Below are 22,288 nucleotides of genomic sequence, written 5' to 3'. Positions count from 1 at the left end.
AAATGCGAAAAGCCTGCTTTTGAAGGCAGGCTTTTCGTTACGCCTGGAGCTTTTCGATATCTAGGAAGGCATCAGCCAGTGCCGCTCAGTGGTCCACCCGAGAAAAACCTTACAACCCTCCCGCTCTTGGTGAGCCGAAGTCAACCGACATCCAGATACCGCCATGCGCAACCCGATCATGGCGGGAAGAAATCGTCCCTGAAATGCGCCGGATTGAGCGGCGAAGTGCACTTCAATGTTTCCAAGCACGCTCTCCAATCGAGACTGATCCAGCATCGACAGATAAAACATCATCTGGCGCCACGCATACGCGGTGTTTTTCAACATGACCAGACGTGCATGGTAGAACTTGATCTGCATCTGCTGCCGACTGCATATCCATTTGAAACATGCCTCGGCCATTGAACCCAAGCGATCATGTAACAGCGTCTTCAGGTCCAGATCATCAAACAGGATTGCCAGATTTTGCGTGGTCAATATCTGTTGCTGTTCGATGATCGTGCCGTTGTTCGCTGGACTCCATCTACCGATATCGGCATTCGCTCGCCGCGCGCACAAACCTGCCAGCACACCACTGTTGCTTCGTGAATTCCGCTGCTTGGGTAGTGCAGCCAACTGATCCATATCGATATCGTAATAGCGTGCGTAAAGAGATCCGGCCATCAGCCGGACTGAACGCTTGGCAGCCTTCACGAACTTGCCGGAGAAAGCGCCCATGAAAATGTCAGCCGCGATCTCCTCTACGAAGGGAAGATCCAGCTTGGCCGATTCGGCAAGCGAGGAAAATTCCTGAAGCAACTTGTTTGGCAGAATGGCCTGAGGAAATGCAACAAGGGTCAATGCGGACGCCTCGACCAAAGCCTGTCTGGCACCTTCAATCGCGAGAGCGCCAGCCTCGTACTCGGTCTCCAGGGCTTTCACCCAAGGTAAATCATCGACTCTCACCTGACGCTGCATGTTCAGCAGCAATAGAGAGCGTCGACGCCTGAAAGCACGATAGGTAGCGACAGACAGTGCCCGCAGCGCTACGTCTCGATATCCGGCGCTACAGATTTGCGCCGTCATCGCTGGCAGCACTTTCGCCACGGTATCTGCGGATGTAATGACCCCATGTTCAATCAACTCTGCAACCGTTCCCTTTCGGCAGCGTTCGAGGCGTCGACGAATCGAAGGAGGAATGGTCTCCCCCTCCTTCAATGAATAAGCCTTCGCCTCTTCGTTGGTGATGGGCGTCAGTAACGGCGCGAAATCAGAGATGCCTTCCGAGACTGGATATCTCGCCAGTCGCGCGGAAGCAGCCTTGGCAATCAGATGGTGTGCCGAGGCTGATACGTGATGGCGCTGCTGTGCGCGCTTGCTGGAATGTTCTTCGGACTCAGGGTGTCCATGCTTGGCTACAAAGTCGTCGACGATTCTGCGAATGCGCCCAACCTGGCGCCCCGTTAGCGATGCAGGATCGATAGAGCATTGCTTGAGCAATGCCAGCAACTCCGCCGCCCGATCACTGGAGTTACCCGCGCGGCGGGGATCAGCCTCAGTGGCGATATCAAATTCTTTACCGAGCACCGAAGCGCGCTCGAACCAGCCTTCAGGGTAATGCCTGCAAGGCCAACCATCGTTGTACGTCAGCAGGAACAGCGAGACCGCCGTGTCGTAGAGGGGCAACCTGCGTTCAACAACATGCTTTTGGACGGTAAGACGAGGCTGGGGTAAGAGGTCGGACAGCCGCAGGCTGATTTGACCAGCATTGAAAACTTCAACTTCAGTCATCGAGAGTGGGCGCTCGTTGGCTGCCGCGGGAAAGAAACGCACTCGTTCGAAGAAAGGCGCGATCTGCTCGATCAACGTCCTGGCTTCTTCGACGCGTTGTTGCCCCAGAAACCAGGCCACTGTCAGCAACGCGGCCTCTTCCGGTACATCGATCCGATAGTCTTCGTTCGTCAATCGCTCTTGCAGCGTTCTTACGCCTTCGTCTGAAAGATGCCACCTATTCAAATCGAGCCGTTCGTAACCCGCTCGAATGCCGGGAATCGATGACGCCAACAGGCGCTCATGAGCGGTCAACTCGCCACCGGCCAGAAGGTTGCCCGTTGCAAAGCCGCCAGTGGCCACTTCCAGCGTGATCCATTCTGGCAGGTCGGCAAACGGCGTCCGCGAGCCATACAGTGTACGGCCATGCATCAGGTTTTCGAGAACCTTTTGCCAGCGTTCGATCCTGGCAAGTGCTTTCGGACTGGCGTCATTGTCGCGTGCAGTAAGCGCGCGAGACAGTTGAAAGTGCGCATAACCGGCGTTTATTTCGCCGAACGCACCCGATTCACCCTCAGGCCTGGACATACTTCCTTGTGACCTACTATGTAGTGGGTCCGGGGGCTGGATTCGAACCAGCGCCCACCCGGTTAAGAGCCGAGTGTTCTACCGCTGAACTACCCCGGAACAGAGCGCGCATTGTCGATGAGTCGCGAAAGTATGTGAAGCTCGGATTCAGGGATTTTGTTGCGACAAATCTCTGATCGTTAAGCCTTCATCACTCAATGCAGCGCTTATCCAAACGCTACGCGCACAAAATCAATAAAACTCCTCAACTTCGGCGTCAGCCTCGGATCCGGCGCATACAGAAGATTCATCGGCGAAACCGGCACCTTGTACTGCGGCAGCAGACTTACCAGCGTCCCGCTTCTCAGCGAATCCTTGACCAGCTCCAGCGGCAGCATCACCACCCCCAGCCCCGCGACGGCCCCGGACAGTAACGGATCGCCCTGATTAATCGTCAATCGGCTTTTAATCGGTACATCGATACAGCCTTCCGGGCCTTCGAATCGCAGGTGTGAGCGGCCGTCCGAATAGGCGAACGCCAGACATTCATGCTCCTGAAGGTCCCAAGGCGTGGTGATGGTTGGGCGGCGTGCGAGGTAGGACGGTGCCGCGCACAGCACCATTTGATAGGGCATCAGCGGCAGTGCCTTCAGGCCGCTGTCGGCGAGTTCGCCGATGCGAAATACAGCGTCGTATCCGCCGTCCACCAGGTCGACCAGTTCGTTCGACAGCGTCAGGTCCACCGACACTTGCGGATAACGAACCATGTACTCCAGCAGCTTCGGCGACAGCGAACTGACGCCGAACGTGACGGGCGCATTGATCCGCAACCGGCCGCTGGGCACGCCACGGGTCACGGCGGCCATTTCTTCAGCGGCGTCCATGTCGGCCAGAATCAGCTTGGCCCGCTGATAGAACGTGCGGCCGAAATCCGTGAGGCTTTGCTTGCGGGTGGTGCGGTTGAGCAGCGAAACGCCCAGATGCTGCTCGAGCATCTTCACTTGCTTGCCGACCATTTGCGGGGACAGGTTGAGTTCGTCCGCCACCGCGCTGAAGGAGCCCAGCTCCACCGCTTTGACGAAGGTGGCCATGAGTGTGAGGCGATCCATTGGAAACTCGTTGTTTCTAGTGTTGCGCCATCCTAGGCCTTTATCCGGAGCAGGCCAAAGCCTAAATTGGCGTCCATGGCACCGGCTCACGTCGGTGCAATTTCATCGATAACCGAGGAAGTACAGATGGCACGCATTGTCAGGATTCATGAATACGGTGACGCGAGCGTCCTCAAACTGGAAAACGTCGACGTCCCGGCGCCCGCTGCGGACGAAGTGCAGATCGAGGTCAAAGCCTTTGGCCTGAATCGCGCCGAAGTGATGTTCCGTAATCACGCCTATCTGCAGGAAGCGGAGTTTCCCAGCCGTCTCGGCTACGAAGCGGCCGGTGTGGTGGTGGCGGTCGGCGCCAACGTCAGCGAGTTCAAGATCGGTGATGCCGTCAGCCTGATTCCGCCGCTGGACATCGCGCGCTGGGGCACTTACGGCGAACTGGCCAACGTACCCGCCCACCTCACCGTCAAACACCCGCAGAACCTGTCGTTTGAACAAGCGGCGGCGTCCTGGATGCAATACGTCACCGCGTGGGGTGCGCTGGTCGAACAGGCCAAACTGCAAAAGGACGATTTCGTGATCGTCACCGCCGCCTCCAGCAGCGTCGGCCTGGCAGCCTTCCAGATCGCGAAAATGGTCGGCGCCACCTCGATTGCCGTCACCCGCACCCGCGCCAAGAAACAAGCTTTGCTCGACGCTGGCGCCGCACACGTGATCGTCAGCGACGAAGAAGACATGGTTGCAGCCGTCATGGCGCTGACCGACGGCAAAGGCGCGCGGGTGGTGTTCGATCCGGTGGGCGGCCCGTCGTTCGAACCGCTGACCCAAAGCATGGCGCGCGGCGGCATCCTGCTGGAGTACGGTGCCCTGAGCCCGGAGCCAACGCCGTTCCCGCTGTTCACCGTGCTCGGCAAATGCCTGACGCTCAAGGGTTACCTCTACACGGAGATCGTCTCCGACCCGGCCATCCTGGCACGCGCCAAAACTTTCATCGGCGACGGGCTGGCTTCGGGTGCGCTGCAACCGATCATTGCCAGGACATTTGCCCTGGATGACATTCAGGAAGCGCATCGTTTTCTTGAGGCCAATCAGCAGGTCGGGAAGATTGTCGTCACGGTTTGAGGTGACGAGTCCCCTGCTCTGCTGTTTGCGGTAGAAACGACGAAAGCCTGCTTTTTTCAAAGCAGGCTTTCGTCTATCCGGCATCCGGTTATTTCTGATGCGCCGTCAGCGCGGCATAGCCGTTCATCAAGTTGCGGTAGTTCGGGATGCGCTGGGACAGCAGGTTGCCCAGGCCTTCGATGTCGTTGCGCCAGTCGCGGTGCAGTTCGCAGGCTACCGAGAACCAGTTCATCATCTGTGCGCCGGCCTGGGTCATGCGGTTCCATGCGGCTTGCTGCACGGTGGTGTTGAAGGTGCCGGAAGCGTCGGTCACCACGAACACGTCAAACCCTTCCGCCAGCGCCGACAGGGTCGGGAACGCTACACACACATCGGTCACGACCCCGGCAATGATGATCTGCTTGCGGCCGGTGGCCTTGATCGCCTTGACGAAGTCTTCGTTGTCCCAGGCGTTGATCTGGCCTGGGCGAGCGATGTACGGCGCGTCCGGGAACATTTCCTTGAGTTCCGGCACCAGCGGGCCGTTCGGGCCTTGTTCGAAGCTGGTGGTGAGGATGGTCGGCAATTCGAAGAATTTGGCCAGATCGGCCAGCGCCAGCACGTTGTTCTTGAACTCGTTTGGCGAGAAGTCCTGAACCAGAGAAATCAGACCGGTCTGGTGGTCGACCAGCAGAACCACGGCGTCGTCTTTGTTCAGGCGGTTGTAGGTTGGAGTGCTCATGTGTGAATCCCTTTTTAGTTGTGGAAGTGCGTTTGCGTTCAAGATGGGCACAGATTACTGACTCGCCTGAAAGCGATAAATCGTCTGAAAAGCGTTTCACCGTCAACTCAAAACGGACAATTCGCTCTAACTGCCGAGCAGATCACACAGCCAGCCCGACCTTCCCTCCGATCCTTGTCATACTGTTCACTCGCTCACAACGACAGCCAGGGAATGTTGATGCCCGGACGCAAGACGCAAGCGCCCACCCCAGATGAAACACCGCGCGCGCCTCGCCAAGGCGTGAAGGCCGGCTCGACCTTTCGCCTGACCGTCAGTTTCATGCTGATGGTGGTCGTGGCTTTTCTGACCGTCGAGAGCTGGAGGACGTGGCGCGATTACCGTTCGGTGTTTGCTTCCGCACGCGATTCGGTGACCAACCTCGCCCGCGCCACGGCGCAACACGCCGAGGACACCATCCGTCAGGTCGATGTGCTGACTGCGGGGCTGGCCGAGCGGGTCGAAGGCGATGGTTTGCAGAACCTGGATGTGGCGCGGATTCACAAGCTGCTCATCCAGCAATCGAAAATCATGCCGCAGCTGCATGGCCTGTTCATCTACGGCCCGGACGGCCAGTGGATCGTGACCGACAAGGAGGTCACGCCTGAGACGGCCAACAATGCCGACCGCGATTATTTCCAGTATCACCGCACCCATGAAGACCGGCGCGTGCGTATCGGCCAAGTGGTGGAAAGCCGTTCCACCCATGACCTGATCATTCCGATCTCGCGGCGTTTGAATAACCCCGACGGATCGTTCGCCGGCGTGCTGCTGGGGACGGTCAAGGTCAGTTATTTCGTCGATTATTACGGTGACTTCCGCATCGATGACAAAGGCGCACTGGTGCTGGCGATGCGCGACGGCACGATCCTCGTGCGCCGGCCGTTCATTGCCTCCGTGGTTGGCAAAAGCCTGGCGAACAGCGAGATCTTCAAGACCTACCTGCCCAACGCCAATCAGGGCATTGTCCAGATCCGGGCGGTGGTCGACGACACCGAACGCCTTTACGGCTATCGCGCCCTGACCACCTACCCACTGGTGGTCGAGGCTGGTTTGTCCCGGGATTCCATCGTTGCGCCGTGGCGCCAGGACCTGCTGAAAAACGGCTTCGTGCTGGTGTTCCTGATTCTGGTGCTGGCCTGTTTCGGGCTCATCGTCCTGAGCCAGTTGCGCCAGCGGATGGCGATGGAACGGGAGATTCGCTCGGCGCACAAAACGATGCGCGACATGGCGCTGACTGACAGCCTCACCGGCCTCGGCAACCGTCGGCGCCTGGACGCGGCGCTGACGGATGAGATTCGCCTGGCCCGACGTCAGGGTTCGCCGCTGTCATTGATCATGCTCGATGTCGACTACTTCAAGCGCTACAACGACCAGTACGGCCACGCCGCCGGCGATGACTGCCTGATCGCGGTCGGCGACGGCATCCGCAAAGCAGTCAAGCGGCCTTCGGACCTCGCCGTACGCTACGGCGGCGAGGAATTCACCGTGCTATTGCCCAACACCGACAGCGCCGGGGCAATTCAGGTGGCTGAAGATATTTTGCAGACCATTCGCTCGCTGGAGCTCGAACATGCCGGGCATCCGCTGGGGTATGTCACTGCGAGTGCGGGGATTACCACGCGCTATCCGGTTGACGATGCGGTGACCCCGGCCACTTTGCTCAAGTCCGCCGATACCTGTCTGTATCAGGCCAAGCAGCAAGGGCGGAATCGCTGGTGTTCGGCGCAGGCATCCCGGCAAATCCAGCCGATTGCGGCGATGCCGCGGACGGATCGCTGAATGTGACTAAAACCAGACAATTCCTGCGTCCTTCACGCACATAAGCAGCGTCCTACGGCAGCCGTCCCTCACGCCTGATTACGTGGGCACCCTCGCCTTCGATACCGTCTTCTGCCTGAACCGGACAGAACACAGACGATGCGAAGAAAAGGCAAAGGTACCGAACTCCGAAACCAAACGCTCAAATCAGAAGCCCGCAAACTTGCGCACGAAACGCTTTCCATGGATCCAGGAGCTCTGGCAGCCGGGATTGATGCTCAGTTGCTCAGGATCGACCCGATCACGCCCTTGGCAATCAACGCATACCATCAGTGGAGCGGGCCCATTGGATACCCATGGGATGATGTACTTGAGTGGAAAACAAAAGATGCAAAAGGTCTGGACTTGGCTTTCTGGTACGAAGATGAGCTGTGCGGTTTGTGCTATGCAACGCCACGAAAAAGCACAATCTGCATAAAAATCGTTCTTTTGCAGGGTCACACCTACAAGGCCCATACCCTGCGAGGCTGGATCGCACCAATGGCACTACTGACAACAGAGTTCTATGCCCGAAAGCTGGGATGTACCGAAATTGAAGTACAAGAACCTGACTCAGGTGCTATCTCCTACTACCAAACGCTTGGATTTTATTTTGACACGACTGACCGCCTTGTCTTTCCACTGGTCCACCCATAAGATCGACTCAAGCAACCCGGCACGAGAGGTGTCCATGAAACACAAGAAGCCAAAAGCCCAATCAGCGCCTGCTTCCAGACTTCGTGCCGAAGAACCCTGTTTGCCCAACAGGGTCTCCGCCAGTCAGCGGCATTTTTTGAAAGTAGCCGCAGCCTGTGGCAAAGAAATGGAGCCTGATGGTTGGCTCGCCGGTGGCAGAACCTGAATCCCGCTTTGAAAAAACCGCCTGATTGGCGGTTTTTTTTCGCTTCAATATTGGCGTGCCCCGCGCCGGGCGCTCCAAAGACAGTGACGTGAAGCAAAAGCAGGAGAATTCCGAAAGCCCGCACTTCATGGTTTATTTACCGACTCAACCTTGGAATCAGCCCACACTCCCTCATATCAAGAAACATCTGCGACCCACTCGAGAGGAAGGACATGCCATGACCACTCAAACCGAAACTGCCATTCTTGCCGGCGGCTGCTTCTGGGGCATGCAGGATCTGTTGCGCCGCTACCCCGGCGTGCTGCAGACGCGGGTCGGTTACACCGGCGGCGATGTGCCGAACGCCACCTACCGCAATCATGGTAACCACGCCGAAGCCATCGAAATCGTCTTCGACCCCGCCGTGATCAGCTATCGGCAGATCCTTGAGTTTTTCTTTCAGATCCACGACCCGAGCACACCCAACCGTCAGGGCAACGACCTCGGTCCGAGCTATCGTTCGGCGATCTATTACCTGAACGAGCAGCAACGCGATATCGCCGAAGACACTGCGGCTGATGTCGACGCATCAGGTCTGTGGCCAGGCCGGGTGGTTACCGAAATCGAACCGGCGGGGCCGTTCTGGGAAGCGGAGCCGGAGCATCAGGATTACCTCGAGCGCATTCCGAATGGCTACACCTGCCACTTCATTCGCCCGAACTGGAAGCTGCCGAAACGCGGTTGAGGTCTAGAGGGGGTCGGTGCAGTAACCCGTACATCTATTGCTGCAGCGACACCTGACTGCTTGTATCCTTGCGCGCGATGAGGACGAACGGCTGCCGTTATTGCCTTGATCCAATAGCCTCTGGAACGGAAAAACGGACTTTCCATAAGGTAGTGACGTGAAGCGAGATACGCACCTGGTTGTGCTTTTGCTGTTGGTTATCGGCTGTTCCCTGGCCTCACTGACTGTCTGGAAGGTGCTGGCCTCTCGAGAGCGAGCGCTGGAGGAAGTAGACGTTCACGGGTTGAACCTGACCCAGGCGCTTGTCACCTATTCCGAAGGCATTGTCCGCCAAAGTTCGGCGCTTTTGCTCGGGCTCGTCGAACGCCTGGAAACCGAAGGCAGTGGCCCCGTTCAGATCCAGCGGATCAGATCGCTGATCGACCGGCAGGAACCGCTGATGCCACAGCTCAGCGGCATCACCATCTACGACAGTCAGGGACGCTGGCTGATGTCGTCCAACCGGCCGATTCCGGCCGGGGCAAATAGCAGTGATCGGGCCTATTTCATTCATCACCGCGATGATCCCTCCCCCGAGACCTTTATCGGTCCGCCCATTCAGAGCCGCTCCAATCAGGAATGGGTCATCACCGTCAGTCGACGCTTCAATGATGCTCGCGGTGAGTTTGCCGGAGTGGTCGCGGTGACCTTGGGCATCGAAAACTTTCTGCGGCTGTTTGGAAAGATCGATGTCGGCCAGGAGGGTGCCATCGGGTTGTCTTATACCGATGGTACGTTGTTGGTTCGCTACCCCTTCCGCGAGCAGGACATGGGGCGCAATTTTTCAAAATCACCGATCTACGCCAAGTATCTGGTGGATCGCTCTGTCGGCACCGCCTCGTTCACCTCCAGCCTGGACGGTGTGGAAAGGCTCTACGCCTTTCGCAAAAGTGACCGGCTGCCGCTGATCACGACCGTCGCACTCGGGAAACGCGAAGCCCTCGCCGCGTGGCGAACGGAGGCGCTGCTATCGGCCGTGGTGGTGACGGGCCTGCTTGCGCTTACCGGTCTCATCGGTTGGTTTTTGATACTGGATATCCGACGCAGAACCCAAGTAGAAGCAGAGTTGATGGGCACTCAGCAGCAGTTGCTTTCGTCAAACAGGCAACTCGAGTTGTTGGCGATGAAGGACGCCTTGACCGGTCTGGCCAATCGACGCTGCTTCGATGTCACACTGGACCTGGAGGCGCGACGAGCGCAGCGCGACGGCACGTCCTTGGCACTGCTGATGATTGATATCGACTACTTCAAACTGTTCAACGATTCCTACGGGCATGTTGCCGGCGACGATTGTCTGCAACGCGTTGGCAACGTCGTGGAGACGTGCGTGCGCCGTCCCTCGGATCTTGTGGCGCGGTATGGCGGTGAAGAGATGGGCGTCATCATGCCCAATACCGACAGCGAAGGTGCGCAGATCGTGGCGCAACTGATCCTTGACCGGTTGCAGCAAGCGAACATTTCCCACGAATCCAGCCCGTTGGGACGAGTGAGTGTCAGCATCGGGATTGCCACTGCCGCCGGTTCCCGACTCACCCCCGTGCAAGGTTTGATCGAAGCCGCCGATCAGGCGCTGTACAGTGCCAAGGCCTTGGGGCGAAACAGGTCGGTGAAACTGCCGGGCTTGATCTAGCCTTAGGTGAAACCACGCGGGAGAAAACCAGCATGCCCCTCCCCGAGCCACTCGCGCTGACAACCCGTAGATGGAATGACTATGTATGGGGCAACGCAAAATGAAAGGGTCGTACACCGAGGGGCCTTTGGCGCGTCCTCCTTTTTGTCCTTGGTCCTTTGCTTGACGCTTGCAGCACCAGCCCAGGCTGACACCTGCCCTGCCGGCGAAAAACAAGTATGCCTCGACAGCTGCATTTGCCTGCCGGACCCGGAACGTCTGTCTGAAGACCTTTTCCGGATGGCGGCACCGGTCCTGGCGCAGGGCTTGACTCAGGCCCGCGCCGAAGCCGCCAGTACCGACATCAAACCGATTCCCCCGCACATCCGGGAGCAACTGCTGCGCTGGTATGAACCCGGCGTCCTCGATGCCGTGCACTACAAAGTCACCAACGACGGCCAATACAACGCCGCCACGGCCATCCTGCAAAATCCGGATGTCGGTGCAGTGACGCTGATCGACATCATCCTGTTCCGCGACGCTGAAACCGCAGAACACAACGTCACTCTCTGGGCGCACGAACTGAAGCATGTGCAGCAGTTTCAGGAATGGGGAGTCGAAGGGTTTGCGCAGCGGTATTCGCAGGATTTCAATGCGGTCGAGGCTCCGGCGTATGCGATACAGAGCGAGGTCAGACGTTGGCTGCGAGCCGAAGCCCGATGATCGGACATCCCCTGCGTCCATGCCGGGGCCAACCCCACCGTTCAAGCACCAGAAAAACCCTAGGCCTCGCCCGCCGAAACCGCCGCCCTCGCCTGCCCATGTTGCCGCGTGGTCACCAGCCCGATAAACGAAATCGCCAGCGCCAGCCCAATGGTCGACGTCACTTCCAGACGATGCTCGGGCGTCACCATCATCACCGCCAGCGCAGCGCAGATGAACGCGATCACCAGCCACGTCAGCCATGGAAACAGCCACATGCGAAACGTCAGCTCGACGTTTTGCCGACGCAACATCCGGCGCATGCGCAATTGCGAAACCGCGATCACCAGATACACCAGCAACGCAATCGCGCCGGAGCTGGCGAGCAGAAACTGGAACAGCCCCGCCGGCATGAAATAGCTGAACAGCGTCACCCCGGCGCCGATCACGGTGCTGGCAATCACCGCTGCCCTCGGCACGCCCGCTGCAGAGGTAACCTTTAACGGTTGCGGAGCATCGCCGCGACGACCCAGCGAGAACAGCATCCGCGAGGAAATGTAGATCGAGGAATTCATGCAACTGGCCACCGCGATCAGCACGACCACATCGACCAGGAATTTGGCATTGGGAACGTTCATCAGCTCCAGCGCGCGCTGGTAAGAGCCGACCGACGCCAGCAGCGGATCGTTCCAGGGCACCACGGAAATCACCACGAAAATCGACAGCAGATAAAACACGCCGATGCGCCAGATCACCGAGCGCGTGGCCTTGGCGATGTTCTGCGCCGGGTTGCTCGATTCGGCGGCCGCGATGGTCACCGCTTCCGTCCCGATAAAACTGAACATGATGGTGATGAAAGCCCCGACCACCGCCGACAAACCATTGGGCGCAAACCCGCCGTGTTCCTCCATCAAGCGGCTCAAACCGCTGGCCTCACGCTCCGGAATCCAGCCCATCAACACCGCAAAACCCAGCCCGATGAACCCGATGATCGCCACCACTTTGGCCATCGCAAACCAGAACTCGAACTCGCCGTACTTGGACACGCTGAACAGGTTGGTCACCACCAGCAAAATGATCGACAGCAACGCGAACAACCACGCATCGATCTGCGGAAACCACTGATTCAAGACATGCCCGGCGGCCAGCGCTTCGATCGGAATGACCAGCACCCAGAACCACCAATACAACCAACCAATGGTGAACCCCGCCCAACGGCCGATGGCCTGATCGGCATAGGTGGAAAACGATCCCGTGTCCGGATGGGCCACGGCCATTTCACCGAGCATGCGCATGACCAGCACGACCAGCAGACCGGAGAAGAGATAAGCAAGCAAGACTGCCGGGCCGGCGGCGGCAATGGCGTGGCCGGAGCCGACAAACAGCCCCGCACCGATGATGCCGGCAATGGAAAGCATGGTGACATGACGCGGCTTGAAGCCCTGCGCCAACTGACCGTTCGAGTCCTTCGAGTTCAGACTATTCATTGTTTTTGTTGTTCTCTGGTGATCGACGTTTGGGCGTACTGACGACATGTCAGGCGATCATCATTTCTTCCTGTTGCCCTGCTCCAGAGCGGCGCACCTCAAGCGCTGCAGCGTTACAAATCGGTCGGACGACGACGCAGGGCGATGAAATGATGCGTCACCTTACGTGCCTGGAGTTGATCGCAAATAGCCTGGGAGCGGCACGACGGTGTCTGATTTCGACATGGTGAATGGCATTCGGGCCCGTTCGAGAGCGCCATCACAGAATAAAAAAGGGGCGCTGATTTATTCAGGAAAAATAGATCAGTCCCCCTTTTTCTGGCCGGTGTCAGCCCTTGGTCAGATCAACCAACGGTGTCTGCCGCACCTCAGTCTCCCGCCCGCCCTGAATGTCGCTCACCTGCTTCAAGGCCTTGTCCACTGCCGCCTTATCCGCCAACAAGCTGTAACTGATGCGGAACTGTTTGTGTTCCTTCGGCCCGATGGTGGGTACCAGGTTCAGTGGTCGCTGATAACGGCGGTTGTAGGAAAAACTCGTCCCCGGCTCCAGCCCGGTGACATAACCCTGGCCTTGGGTATCGGTGTTCTTCCACAGGGAAAACACCGGCAATGTCTGCGTATTGAAGCCAACCGAAACGCCCAGGCTGCCGGCCTTGTTATGCAACACGGTCAACGTATCGCCCTTGGCATCGGCATACGGCACCACGTTGTAAACCGTTTCGTCGTAGTCCTTGGTCGGTGCGCGGTAGGTTTGCCATTCAGCCAAATCGCCCTTGGCCTTGTCGTTGAACGGCGACACTTGTTTCACCGGCGCGGCGAAACGAGCGCCCTGCTCCAGGAACGGGGTGCTGAAATTACTGTGGTACAGCGCCTGGTATTCCTTCGGATAGTCACCGTTGTTGGTCAGGGTGTCGTTGAGGGCGAACACTACGCTGCCGGGTTCCGTGACCAGTTCGGTGGCGACGGAGAAGTCGACTTTCTTGAACGCCTGCTCTTTCAGCTCACCGCGCAGGGTGATGGCGTACGGTGGCGTTTCATCGATGTGCAGGGTGACTTTGTTCGCCGGAATGTTGGCGGCCCGGCCGTGCAGGGTCAGCAGTTCGCCGTTGTCGACGCCGGGGTGGCCGACCCATTCGTATCCGCAGCGGGTCACCAGCTCATTGAAACCTTCGAGCCAGCCCAGACCACCACGGCCATTGAGTTCGATGAAGGACGGATTGACCACTTCCTTGACCGGCGAATCCCAGCCCATACGCACATTGCCGACCGAGGCCTGCAAGACGTTCATTCCCCGCGTCGGCACCACCGAGAGTTTCATCGTGCCGTTATCGATGTCGACAATGCTGACGCCTTCCTGCCGACCACCATGCAAGGTGCGCAGGCTGACGCTGAAGGGTTTGTCGGTTTTCACGCCGAATTGCTGGCTGGTGATCTGCCAGTTCTGAGCGGCTTTGTCGGTGTCGAGAAGAACGTAATCCCAGGCCATGGCGTGAGAGGCAGCGGACAGTGCGCTGAGGGCAACAACGAGTTTGAGCGGGGTCATGGAAGCAGCCTTTTCTTGGAGTTGTGCGGTTTTTATAAACCTGCTGAAACGTTTCATCAAGCTATGTTTCCAGCCAGTCAGAATGAAGCTGCGGAAAACGCTTTTGCAGCCACTCGATAAAAACCTGAACCTGAGGTGCCAAATGCGTCCGACTCGGGTAGAGCAACGAAACAGGGCGAGGGGCTGGCCGATAGGGCTTTAGAACTTCCACCAAACCGCGACTGGCCAAATGCTCGGCCACGGTAATCCCAGGCGCCTGGATTATTCCGAAACCCGACACACCACACTGGACATACGCATTCGACTCGGTGACGGTGATGCCGGCGTTACTCACAAAGGATCGATCCTGACCTTTTAACGTGAAATGCCAAGGCAATGTCCTGTTGTTCTGACCGGACAAGAAGTTGACGCCTCGATGGGAGGCCAGATCGTCGAGTGTCGCGGGTTCCCCGTACTGGTGCAGATACTCGGGCGCGGCACAGGTCACCATGGTCGCCATTGCGATTGGGCGAGCGATCAAGGTCGAATCCGGTAGATCGCCAATACGCAACGCACAGTCGACGCCCTCACCGATCAGGTCGACAGCCCGGTCAGTCACGCCCAGAACCATGTTGATACCTGGGTAGGAGGCGGTGAATTCTTTAAGGCTTTTGATGAATTCCAACTGCGCGAAAGCGGTCGGGATATCGACACGAAGTCGGCCCGTGAGCGTTGCTCCGGATCGGTCGAACATTGAGGTCGCAGCAGAAATATCCGCCAAAATCTCCTGTACCCGCTCATAGAACCTCTCGCCCTCGGCGGTAAGGGCCACCTTTCTCGTGGTGCGCTGAAACAGGCGCACGCCCAATGACGTTTCCAGCTCCTGAATATATCGGGTGACCTGGGGCCGCCCGATGTCCAGCGATTCGGCGGCTTTGGTAAAACTGCCGAGTTCCGTAAGCCTGGCAAACAGTCGCATCGATTGAAGCAGTTCCATGTCGCTACCCTATGAACCCCGCTTGACCGCGAGTTGAACATGATTGTTGCTCAAGGATAGAACAATCATGTCTTTTGCCACGCATTTATTGCGCATCGTCAAAAGCGAAAAATGCATCCAAGGCAGAACCTGCTCTGGTTCAAGGCCATTAACGTGTATTTGGAGATTCACGATGAAAGCGTGGTTATTGAAAGATTTCGGACTCGACAACCTGCAATTGGAAGAGGTCGCGACGCCGCAACCCAAGGCGGGCGAATTGCTGGTCAAGGTCGGTGCTGTCTCGCTCAACTTTCGCGACAAGGCAATCGTCGACGGCATTTATGAACCGCACATGGTGCCCAAACCACTGATCCCGGTGAGCGATGCCGCCGGCACGGTGGTAGCGATCGGTGACAACGTCACGCGCTTCAAAGTCGGTGATCGGGTCAACTCACATCTTTACTCACGGTGGCTGGATGGCGAGCCAGGCCCGAACGAACCCGATTACTGCTTCGGTTCACCGCTACCCGGCGGCTTGGCCGAATACATGATCATCCATGAAGACAGCGCCGTCGGTGCCCCGGACAACATGAGCGACGAAGAGGCGGCCACACTTCCGATTGCTGCGCTCACAGCCTGGTATTCGCTGGTGGACTTTGGGCAGATCCAACCAGGCCAGACCGTATTGGTTCAAGGCACGGGAGGTGTGTCGATATTTGCCGTGCAGATCGCAACTGCGCTTGGCGCGAAGGTCATCGCAACGTCGAGTAGCGATAAGAATCTGCATACCGTCAAGGGGCTGGGGGCCGTGGCAGGCATCAACTACAGAACGACGCCGAACTGGGCGGACGAAGTGCTGAAGCTGACCGAAGGCAAAGGCGTGGATTTACTACTCGACGTAGCCGGCGGCAGTGGTATCAATCAATCGGTCGCAGCAACCAAGGCATCCGGGCGCATTGCGCAGATCGGATTTTTAACGGGGCAAACCGTGGAACTCAATCTGATGCCACTCATTTTCCGCCAGACGACCATTCGCGGAATCGCCGTGGCGCCGCGCTCATCATTCGATCGAATGAACACATTCCTCAACCAACACAAGATCCGCCCCGTGATCGATCAGGTGTATCCGTTCGAGAAAGCACGTGAGGCTTATGAGCATCTCGCAAGGGGAGCATTTGGGAAGGTTGTGATCAAAATCGCTTGATAACCTCAAGGCGCCAATTCGGCGCCTTTTTTGCCTGCCTCAGCGCTCAGAGGTGTGTCGGATTTCGACATCGCGAGCCGCGATCAGACCTCTGCAGCGCAGCCGATGCTTCACACAACAGATTACGGCTGGTTTCCAGAAACGAGTAAACCGGGCAGAAAGCCGCCGTGTTTAAAGCCTTTTTTGATTTGTGTTTAGAAACGCCCGGCATTACTTCCCCACGGCTACAGCGTCTTGCGTCATTGCCTACGACTACGCCAGAATCCGCCGGCTTGTGCGTCTGGGGTGCGGGTTTTATCGTTTCCGGGTCACTGAAAAACAGTGATCGGGTTTGGTAGCCCGGATTACCTGTCGCATCGCAACACCAGATTGCAGGGACTCTTTCGCCCTCTGTTTTATGGTGGCCATGCGTAGGGCGTCTTCGGACGCGCCGGGTATCCAGGTGACCGGTCTACCAACCTCCGTATGGCCACCACCCTCGTTTGGTAGCGAGGCTGATGGCTCCACTTTCTCACCCTGGAGTTACATCTATGTTCAAGCCAACACCGAACCCACCGGAAACCGATCCAGTTTCTCCCTACAAATTCCCCGATTCCCGAACCCTCAACGAAGCGGCCGAACGCGCGCTCGATCACTACCTCACTCCGCAGCAACGGATCATGGGTAGCCATCACAAACACGACCCCATGTACCTGGCCAATCCGGCGTACGACACCGAATCACTCTTGGCCAATGCCAGCGAATCATTGGGCTCGGCCAGCGAGATGCTCAACAACTTCGCTGCCACGCTGGAGCCTGCCCACCGCAAGACTGCGATCGGGATTGCGCAGTTGGTGATGTTGAGTGAGTTGGCGGTGAATCAGGCGTTGGATCATGTTGAGGTTAAGAGCTAAACGCTAGCCGTCTGCGACCCGATAGTACGCGGCTAAAGAAGGCATGAGCGTTGGCCGTAGCTGCCACGATGAATGGCAGCTACGGCCAAAAAGCAAACATTTGCGCAAAAAACGATCGCCGTTGGCTGCACAGATGATGTTAAAAAGACACTTTTTTCGGATAGGGCCAAATTATGGTGGGCGAGGTTGGGTTTTGTGATTGGCGTCCTTGGTCTGAACGGACAGAACTCGAAGGAAAGAATCTCCCGGGTGTGTACTTCATCGCGCGCAGTAAAAAGAAACCTGACAACTATCGGGTAAACAACGATTTCATCATCTACATTGGCGAGACAACAGGCCAGACATTGGCAGACCGGTTGCGTCAATTCAACACGTCAGCATTCAGCGAACGCCCCGGACATTCTGGAGGCAACACCTTTAGGTTGACACTTCTCGAAACCACGCCACTTGAGCATCTTTGGGTTTCAGCCTGCCCTGTCGACATGGGCCAGCCTTACACCACTGCCTACATCAAACACTTAGAGCGAAAGCTGCTCTGGGAGTACGTGTGCACGTGGGGAAAATATCCAGATTGCAATCGGTCCTGACTAAGAAGCTGGCAACACTCGTAAAAATCGAGGATTGATGGATTTCAGGAAATCTCCAACCCGCTCTTGCAAAACCAGCTATAACGCTGACCATTTCGCTTCCTACGATGAGTGCCCGAGCCGTTAGCTTCATCAACCCCATAAGGACATGCCCTTGCGAAGATTGCGCCTCAGTAACAAAAAGCTCCGAAACATACCCCGACATCTCCGTGCATTGGAATACTGGGCCGCGAGTTTCAGCGGCGAGTTCCATCCTCGCTTCGATGAGCACGAGCGCTACTCAAACTGGAAAATCCCGGTAATCAATACCCTCGTTGAAGGTCCGCAAGCACGTATCGAAGTGCAGGCCTTCTGTGTCCAGCAGTTGCTCGAAGCAGCGGCCCACCTTTCCCGCGCAGCGGATCGCAGCCAAGGCTACTACCGCGTCGCCTGCTTATTGACTTGGCCCTGGTTACACCATAGTGAAGTGACAGTGTTCTATGACCGTGAGTACTACTTGAGCTTTCTGGGGCAGCATAATTCGCTTGCTCCGATACACTTGAGTGACAGGCTCGCCTTGGATTTGCCCGAACAATTCATTGAGCATGGACATGATGTAACTCAGGACGATGATGAAGTCGAAGTTCAGTGGTGGTGTATTGGGGAGCGTGCTTGATCAATGGCTTGATCCAGAAAAGGAGACTGCTCTGCATCACGAAAATAAATCAGTTCCCTTTTTTGCAGCCCCCTTTTTGCATCGAGCTAGACGATGTTGCAGACTTTTAAGATCTGCAACAGAGCCCCCAACTAAATATATGCCTACTTCATATCTAGCCCTTTACTTTCAAGGAAAATCCTATAGGTTCTCTCAACGAAATCATTGATTGGCGCTGCACGCGCATCCTCAAAGCTTTCCAGTTGTTCTTTGGTGAACAACTCCAAATACAGGTCAGTATTCTGAGTAAAAATCCCTGCAAGAAAAGGTTGCCAGTTGAAGTGACAGAAATGGCTAAGGAAGATCCTCGCAAGCCTATCATTCCAATGCCTAGAGCAGACAGAAGCTATTGTCGTGTAGAAAAAATGGTGCGATAAGTAGGCGGAGAAATATTCTTCAATTAATGAAATCGGATCACTTGCCAAGTCATTTGAAAGCATGTAGCTAACTATGCGCGCTCGCACTTCACTGTCAGAAACCCTATTAAGATACTGATCAAGGCTATTCTTTTTCAGGCGACCAAGCACTATCAGCTTCGCATTTTTACTCTTCACCTCTAAATGGTCAGTGTTGACAAGGAGAAACTTATAGGAGTCGTCCTCCCCCAAGCAGATGTCATCGCTGGAACAAATGCTCAGAAGCTGGAATAGAAGATTGTATTTTAAGAAGCTGCCATAGTTGTAATCTTCAATTGAGATGGTTTCAGGTGCCAAATCCCTCAGAAGTTGTGACAGCTTTTCCTTGACAAGATCTATGACCATGCTCCTTGGTCTAGTCTTGTAGTAAAACTCAACATACTGGAGAAAAATCCCATCAGACTCACCATTCAGATTCTCGAAATACTGGTCTATCTCCAGCATTAATTCTTCGCTTACATCCATATCTGGAAAATTCGAAACGTATCCGATGGCAAGGTTGATCTCCTCAGGATCTTTACGTGAATATGCTAGCTCTACCAGCGGCATCAAAGCGCCAGGATTGCCACTTCGACCTAAACTCCAGATCAAGCGATAAAAGTAAAAATCTCTTTTGAAGCTCTGCCGATTATAAACTGCAATTAGAGCGTCAATCTTACTGGTATCAAGGTGCACATTTCTTAAAAGGCTAACTAGTTTGTCTAGACTGTACGCTACATTGTCTTGTGCGAGATACTCTTCTGATTCGTTACTGGCATCAATAAAATGATTGAACTCTCTATCAGCATTAAACTCAATCCCGTAACTCGCCAGGATTTTTTTTGAATTATAGGAGTGCCTTGCGTCTTCCTCGCTAATTTTAATAAGAAGTTTTCCAGCAAGTTCTCTATCAATTTCGAATAGTGCATGCGCAGCGTCATAGAACTCATTGCTATGATCTGTGCGTTCCAATACGAATGATAGTGCTTCTCGATCAGAAGTATCACCAAACAGAGCTAAAGTTCTTAAGCTCATGCATATTCCTGGTTGGCCGCTATCCTTCCATTTATTTATGCATTCTCTCGCTATATTTGTAATCACGGTTGGTGGGGAGCGAAACCATAGTTCATAACTTCCCCCTGAAACTCTACCAAGTCCCTGAGCATACATTTCATTTTCAGCAAGAATGTTTAAGAGGGTTGTTTCATCACCGCTCAGTGCTAAGGCCCTTTTCCGCTGGTGAGGGTGCTCCGAATCAACATATCCTTGCCGAGATCTGAGCCTTTTTAAGCTGTTCTCTGTCCCCAATATGCCAAGTGCGTATATCGCGCTGCTGCGGGTGAGCACCTTGTCACTTTTTTCAAGATCGAGAATGTCTTGCTCTACGCTACTTAAATAAACACCTTGAAATTTTCTCGCGACTTTCGCAGCTAGGTTGATGTCAAATTTAAAAATCGTCTCCAAGAATTCATTCTTTTCAGAGTCCAAGATAAAATTGCTGCTGTAAAGCCATATATCGTAATGAGCGTTATTAAATTCAGATACTTGATGATTGCGCCACTTTTTAGCTAGCGTTTTGGAGGCCAAGTAATCAGAAATAATTAGATGAGGCGTTGAATAATGATTGTCTGTACCCTTGTATAAAACCTCACACTCTGAAATTAGCCCGAGAAACTCTGTAAAGCTGAGAGCCTTGAATATGTAAGGATTTATTGCGGCCAACTCTTCATGACATTTCAACATTAAATCAACATAGCTATCTTCAGGAATGGAGGAAACTCCATGCTCGAAGTTTGCATTGTATAGAACCATTGAAAAGGCATCGATTACTTTCGCTTTTGGTAGTTGATTAGATTTTAGGTCGCTAGCTGTTACCCGGGTCTGGTCGTTATCTAGCTTTCCTGAAATCCAATCTTCTAGTATCTCCTCGGTGCTTGTTGGTAGCTTTTTATTTTTCTTGTAATAATCAATTGAGCGTGACAGCACAAATGGTGAAGAGAAGAAGTCAAAATTTACGGAACCCAATCTGCTTCTATATTGTTCATAGAACATATCAAGCTCATTTTCCTCAAAAGTTGATCTGGCAATATTCAGAACCGCTCTATAGGAGAGGGGCTGAATTGATAGACAGCAATCAATTGATGTGGATTTTGTGTCTACACTTAAACCTTTGTCTCTCAGGGTTATAATATAATTATAACCACTTAATGTACTTTCAAGATCATCGAAAAATGCTTGCGTGTCGCATTGCAGCATTTCATCAAGCCCATCGAGGAGAAAGACAATTTTAAATGGCAGACTTTTCCATGAGCCGAATTTTATATCAAGCTCACTTTCAATCATATGATTTAGCGAATTCCTAGAATAACCTCTCAACTTTATCTTGATAGGCAAGTATTCTGCATCGGACTCAGAAGGATTTAATTTGTTTTTAATTAACGAAAGCGTAGAGGACTTGCCGCTCCCCCCAGGGGATGATATTGCTATATTCCTCCCCTGCTTTAGAAGTTCTGCCACGGCGCCCGAACTTAAAATTCCATTGCCAAAATCTATCAGATCACTACTGCTTGTTAACTTTGAAGGTAGGCGCGCTGAAGTGTAGCTGAGAGATGTTAGGTTTTCTTCGGTCAGGGTGGTCTTTTTAAGGTATGCACTGAGGTTGAAGTCTGGCGTGGGGCAGTCTCTCAAGATTTTTTCAATCGTGAAATGGGAATCTATGATATCTGACAGCTCACTCCATATTGTGATTAGTTCATTTCTAAAATCAGTGCCAGACCATATCGTAAGATTATCCAAAGTATCAAAATAGTCTTCAACTATCTTTACGGGATCAAGATTTTGCTTCTTAGCTTTTTCTAGCAGCGCGGGCTGAAATTTCCCCTTGACTATGATTTTATTACATTCTTGCTTTAGCACGTCGTAGTTACTTTGGCGCTCTGCTTTACGTAAAGAGCCAGAAACATCGCCACAGGTAATTATGTAATGCTTCCTAGGATTGGATCCGTTAAGAGCCTTATCAAAAGAAACTTTGATTATTTCTTCTGCGACCTTGTTAACACTCAAGGCTGATTCATATCTTTTACATTGAATACATACTAAGTGCTGATCTCTTTCGGTGCGGGCAGTGCAGTCATAGCCTTGGTCACCTGAAGGCTGTCGGCCGCTCTTCATTTCGAAGCCTTGTTTTTTCCCCAAAAGAGTCAAGGCTTGATAGGTGAAGTCTTCAAATGCATCTGAAGTAAGGGCCTGAAAAGGAATTGGATGTCCTTGATATAGAATTGGTTTCGCTGCCTGCGCTTGCATGGTGACGTCTCGGTAGGTCATTTTTTTCGAAGTCGGAATGGTCGACTCTCGCCAGTTAGCTATAGTTCTGTTTTGCCACCACAGATACCTCGATGTCAATCAGGGCTTTGGCTATCAGCTCGGTACGGCCATCGTACGTGGGAGTCGACTCACACCGTTTATCGATTTGCGCCCTTCTGTTAGAGAAACC

17 protein-coding genes and 1 tRNA gene are annotated in these 22,288 nt (G+C 54.6%); 10 read left to right on the top strand and 8 right to left on the bottom strand.

The annotated features are described in order from the left end of the window. Positions 1-60 precede the first annotated feature (60 nt). The 3 genes from GQX66_RS00415 to GQX66_RS00405 form a co-directional block, all read right to left on the bottom strand. Positions 61-2,337: a hypothetical protein gene (locus GQX66_RS00415; RefSeq protein ID WP_240865040.1), complete on the bottom strand. Its 2,277-nt coding sequence runs from the start codon at positions 2,335-2,337 to the stop codon at positions 61-63. 24 nt (positions 2,338-2,361) lie between these two features. Beyond that, a tRNA-Lys gene (locus tag GQX66_RS00410) sits at positions 2,362-2,436 on the bottom strand. A gap of 107 nt (positions 2,437-2,543) precedes the next feature. Continuing rightward, entirely contained in the window at positions 2,544-3,425 is an 882-nt protein-coding gene (locus tag GQX66_RS00405) for a LysR family transcriptional regulator (RefSeq protein WP_085747514.1), read from the bottom strand. Between the two features lie 126 nt (positions 3,426-3,551). Here GQX66_RS00405 and GQX66_RS00400 point away from each other — a divergent pair, with 126 nt between their 5' ends. Next, entirely contained in the window at positions 3,552-4,541 is a 990-nt protein-coding gene (locus GQX66_RS00400; protein WP_240865037.1) for a zinc-dependent alcohol dehydrogenase family protein, read from the top strand. An 88-nt stretch (positions 4,542-4,629) separates the two neighbouring features. On the opposite strand, the gene ycaC is transcribed toward GQX66_RS00400, so the two are convergent. Next, a complete protein-coding gene (gene ycaC / locus GQX66_RS00395) occupies positions 4,630-5,262 on the bottom strand; it encodes an isochorismate family cysteine hydrolase YcaC (RefSeq protein WP_007958138.1) in 633 nt (210 codons plus the stop codon). A gap of 219 nt (positions 5,263-5,481) precedes the next feature. Here ycaC and GQX66_RS00390 point away from each other — a divergent pair, with 219 nt between their 5' ends. The 5 genes from GQX66_RS00390 to GQX66_RS00370 all read left to right on the top strand — a co-directional run bounded on the left by GQX66_RS00390 (position 5,482) and on the right by GQX66_RS00370 (position 11,058). Beyond that, positions 5,482-7,083 (top strand): sensor domain-containing diguanylate cyclase, encoded by a 1,602-nt coding sequence (locus tag GQX66_RS00390; protein ID WP_240865029.1) that lies wholly within the window; start codon positions 5,482-5,484, stop codon positions 7,081-7,083. A 138-nt stretch (positions 7,084-7,221) separates the two neighbouring features. Next, positions 7,222-7,758, top strand: coding sequence for an N-acetyltransferase (locus GQX66_RS00385; RefSeq protein ID WP_085747516.1), 537 nt, complete (start codon positions 7,222-7,224; stop codon positions 7,756-7,758). Positions 7,759-8,180: 422 nt separating this feature from the next. Then, positions 8,181-8,687 (top strand): peptide-methionine (S)-S-oxide reductase MsrA, encoded by a 507-nt coding sequence (msrA, locus tag GQX66_RS00380; RefSeq protein WP_011333723.1) that lies wholly within the window; start codon positions 8,181-8,183, stop codon positions 8,685-8,687. A 157-nt stretch (positions 8,688-8,844) separates the two neighbouring features. Further along, entirely contained in the window at positions 8,845-10,356 is a 1,512-nt protein-coding gene (locus GQX66_RS00375) for a diguanylate cyclase (RefSeq protein WP_085747517.1), read from the top strand. Positions 10,357-10,431: 75 nt separating this feature from the next. Then, a complete protein-coding gene (locus GQX66_RS00370; RefSeq protein ID WP_102717395.1) occupies positions 10,432-11,058 on the top strand; it encodes a DUF4157 domain-containing protein in 627 nt (208 codons plus the stop codon). Between the two features lie 59 nt (positions 11,059-11,117). Here the strand turns inward: GQX66_RS00370 and gabP are convergent, their stop codons facing one another. The 3 genes from gabP to GQX66_RS00355 form a co-directional block, all read right to left on the bottom strand. Then, the gene (gene gabP / locus GQX66_RS00365) at positions 11,118-12,524 is read right to left on the bottom strand and encodes a GABA permease (protein WP_240865027.1); all 1,407 of its coding nucleotides are present in this window, start codon (positions 12,522-12,524) and stop codon (positions 11,118-11,120) included. 328 nt (positions 12,525-12,852) lie between these two features. Continuing rightward, entirely contained in the window at positions 12,853-14,067 is a 1,215-nt protein-coding gene (locus GQX66_RS00360; protein ID WP_240865025.1) for an aldose 1-epimerase family protein, read from the bottom strand. A gap of 61 nt (positions 14,068-14,128) precedes the next feature. Next, positions 14,129-15,043 carry a LysR family transcriptional regulator gene (locus tag GQX66_RS00355; RefSeq protein ID WP_240865023.1) on the bottom strand — a complete coding sequence of 305 codons (915 nt, stop codon included), beginning with the start codon at positions 15,041-15,043 and terminating at the stop codon, positions 14,129-14,131. Between the two features lie 172 nt (positions 15,044-15,215). On the opposite strand from GQX66_RS00355, the gene GQX66_RS00350 reads away from it, so the two are divergent. From GQX66_RS00350 to GQX66_RS00335, 4 genes are all read left to right on the top strand, one after another. Then, positions 15,216-16,226: an NAD(P)-dependent alcohol dehydrogenase gene (locus GQX66_RS00350; protein ID WP_240865421.1), complete on the top strand. Its 1,011-nt coding sequence runs from the start codon at positions 15,216-15,218 to the stop codon at positions 16,224-16,226. Between the two features lie 530 nt (positions 16,227-16,756). Further along, positions 16,757-17,119: a DUF6124 family protein gene (locus GQX66_RS00345; RefSeq protein WP_240865021.1), complete on the top strand. Its 363-nt coding sequence runs from the start codon at positions 16,757-16,759 to the stop codon at positions 17,117-17,119. 251 nt (positions 17,120-17,370) lie between these two features. Continuing rightward, complete coding sequence (locus GQX66_RS00340) at positions 17,371-17,706, top strand: hypothetical protein (RefSeq protein ID WP_240865012.1); 336 nt, start codon at positions 17,371-17,373, stop codon at positions 17,704-17,706. Positions 17,707-17,860: 154 nt separating this feature from the next. Further along, a complete protein-coding gene (locus tag GQX66_RS00335) occupies positions 17,861-18,361 on the top strand; it encodes a DUF3916 domain-containing protein (protein ID WP_240865011.1) in 501 nt (166 codons plus the stop codon). A 143-nt stretch (positions 18,362-18,504) separates the two neighbouring features. On the opposite strand, the gene GQX66_RS00330 is transcribed toward GQX66_RS00335, so the two are convergent. Beyond that, positions 18,505-22,098 carry a restriction endonuclease gene (locus tag GQX66_RS00330; protein ID WP_240865008.1) on the bottom strand — a complete coding sequence of 1,198 codons (3,594 nt, stop codon included), beginning with the start codon at positions 22,096-22,098 and terminating at the stop codon, positions 18,505-18,507. Positions 22,099-22,288: the final 190 nt, after the last annotated feature.

It is taken from the genome of Pseudomonas sp. B707, from assembly GCF_022496685.1.
Taxonomy (GTDB): Bacteria; Pseudomonadota; Gammaproteobacteria; order Pseudomonadales; family Pseudomonadaceae; genus Aquipseudomonas; species Aquipseudomonas paraglycinae.
The sequence above is the reverse complement of the archived record's forward strand: the minus strand, read 5'-3'. Positions and strand labels throughout refer to the sequence as shown.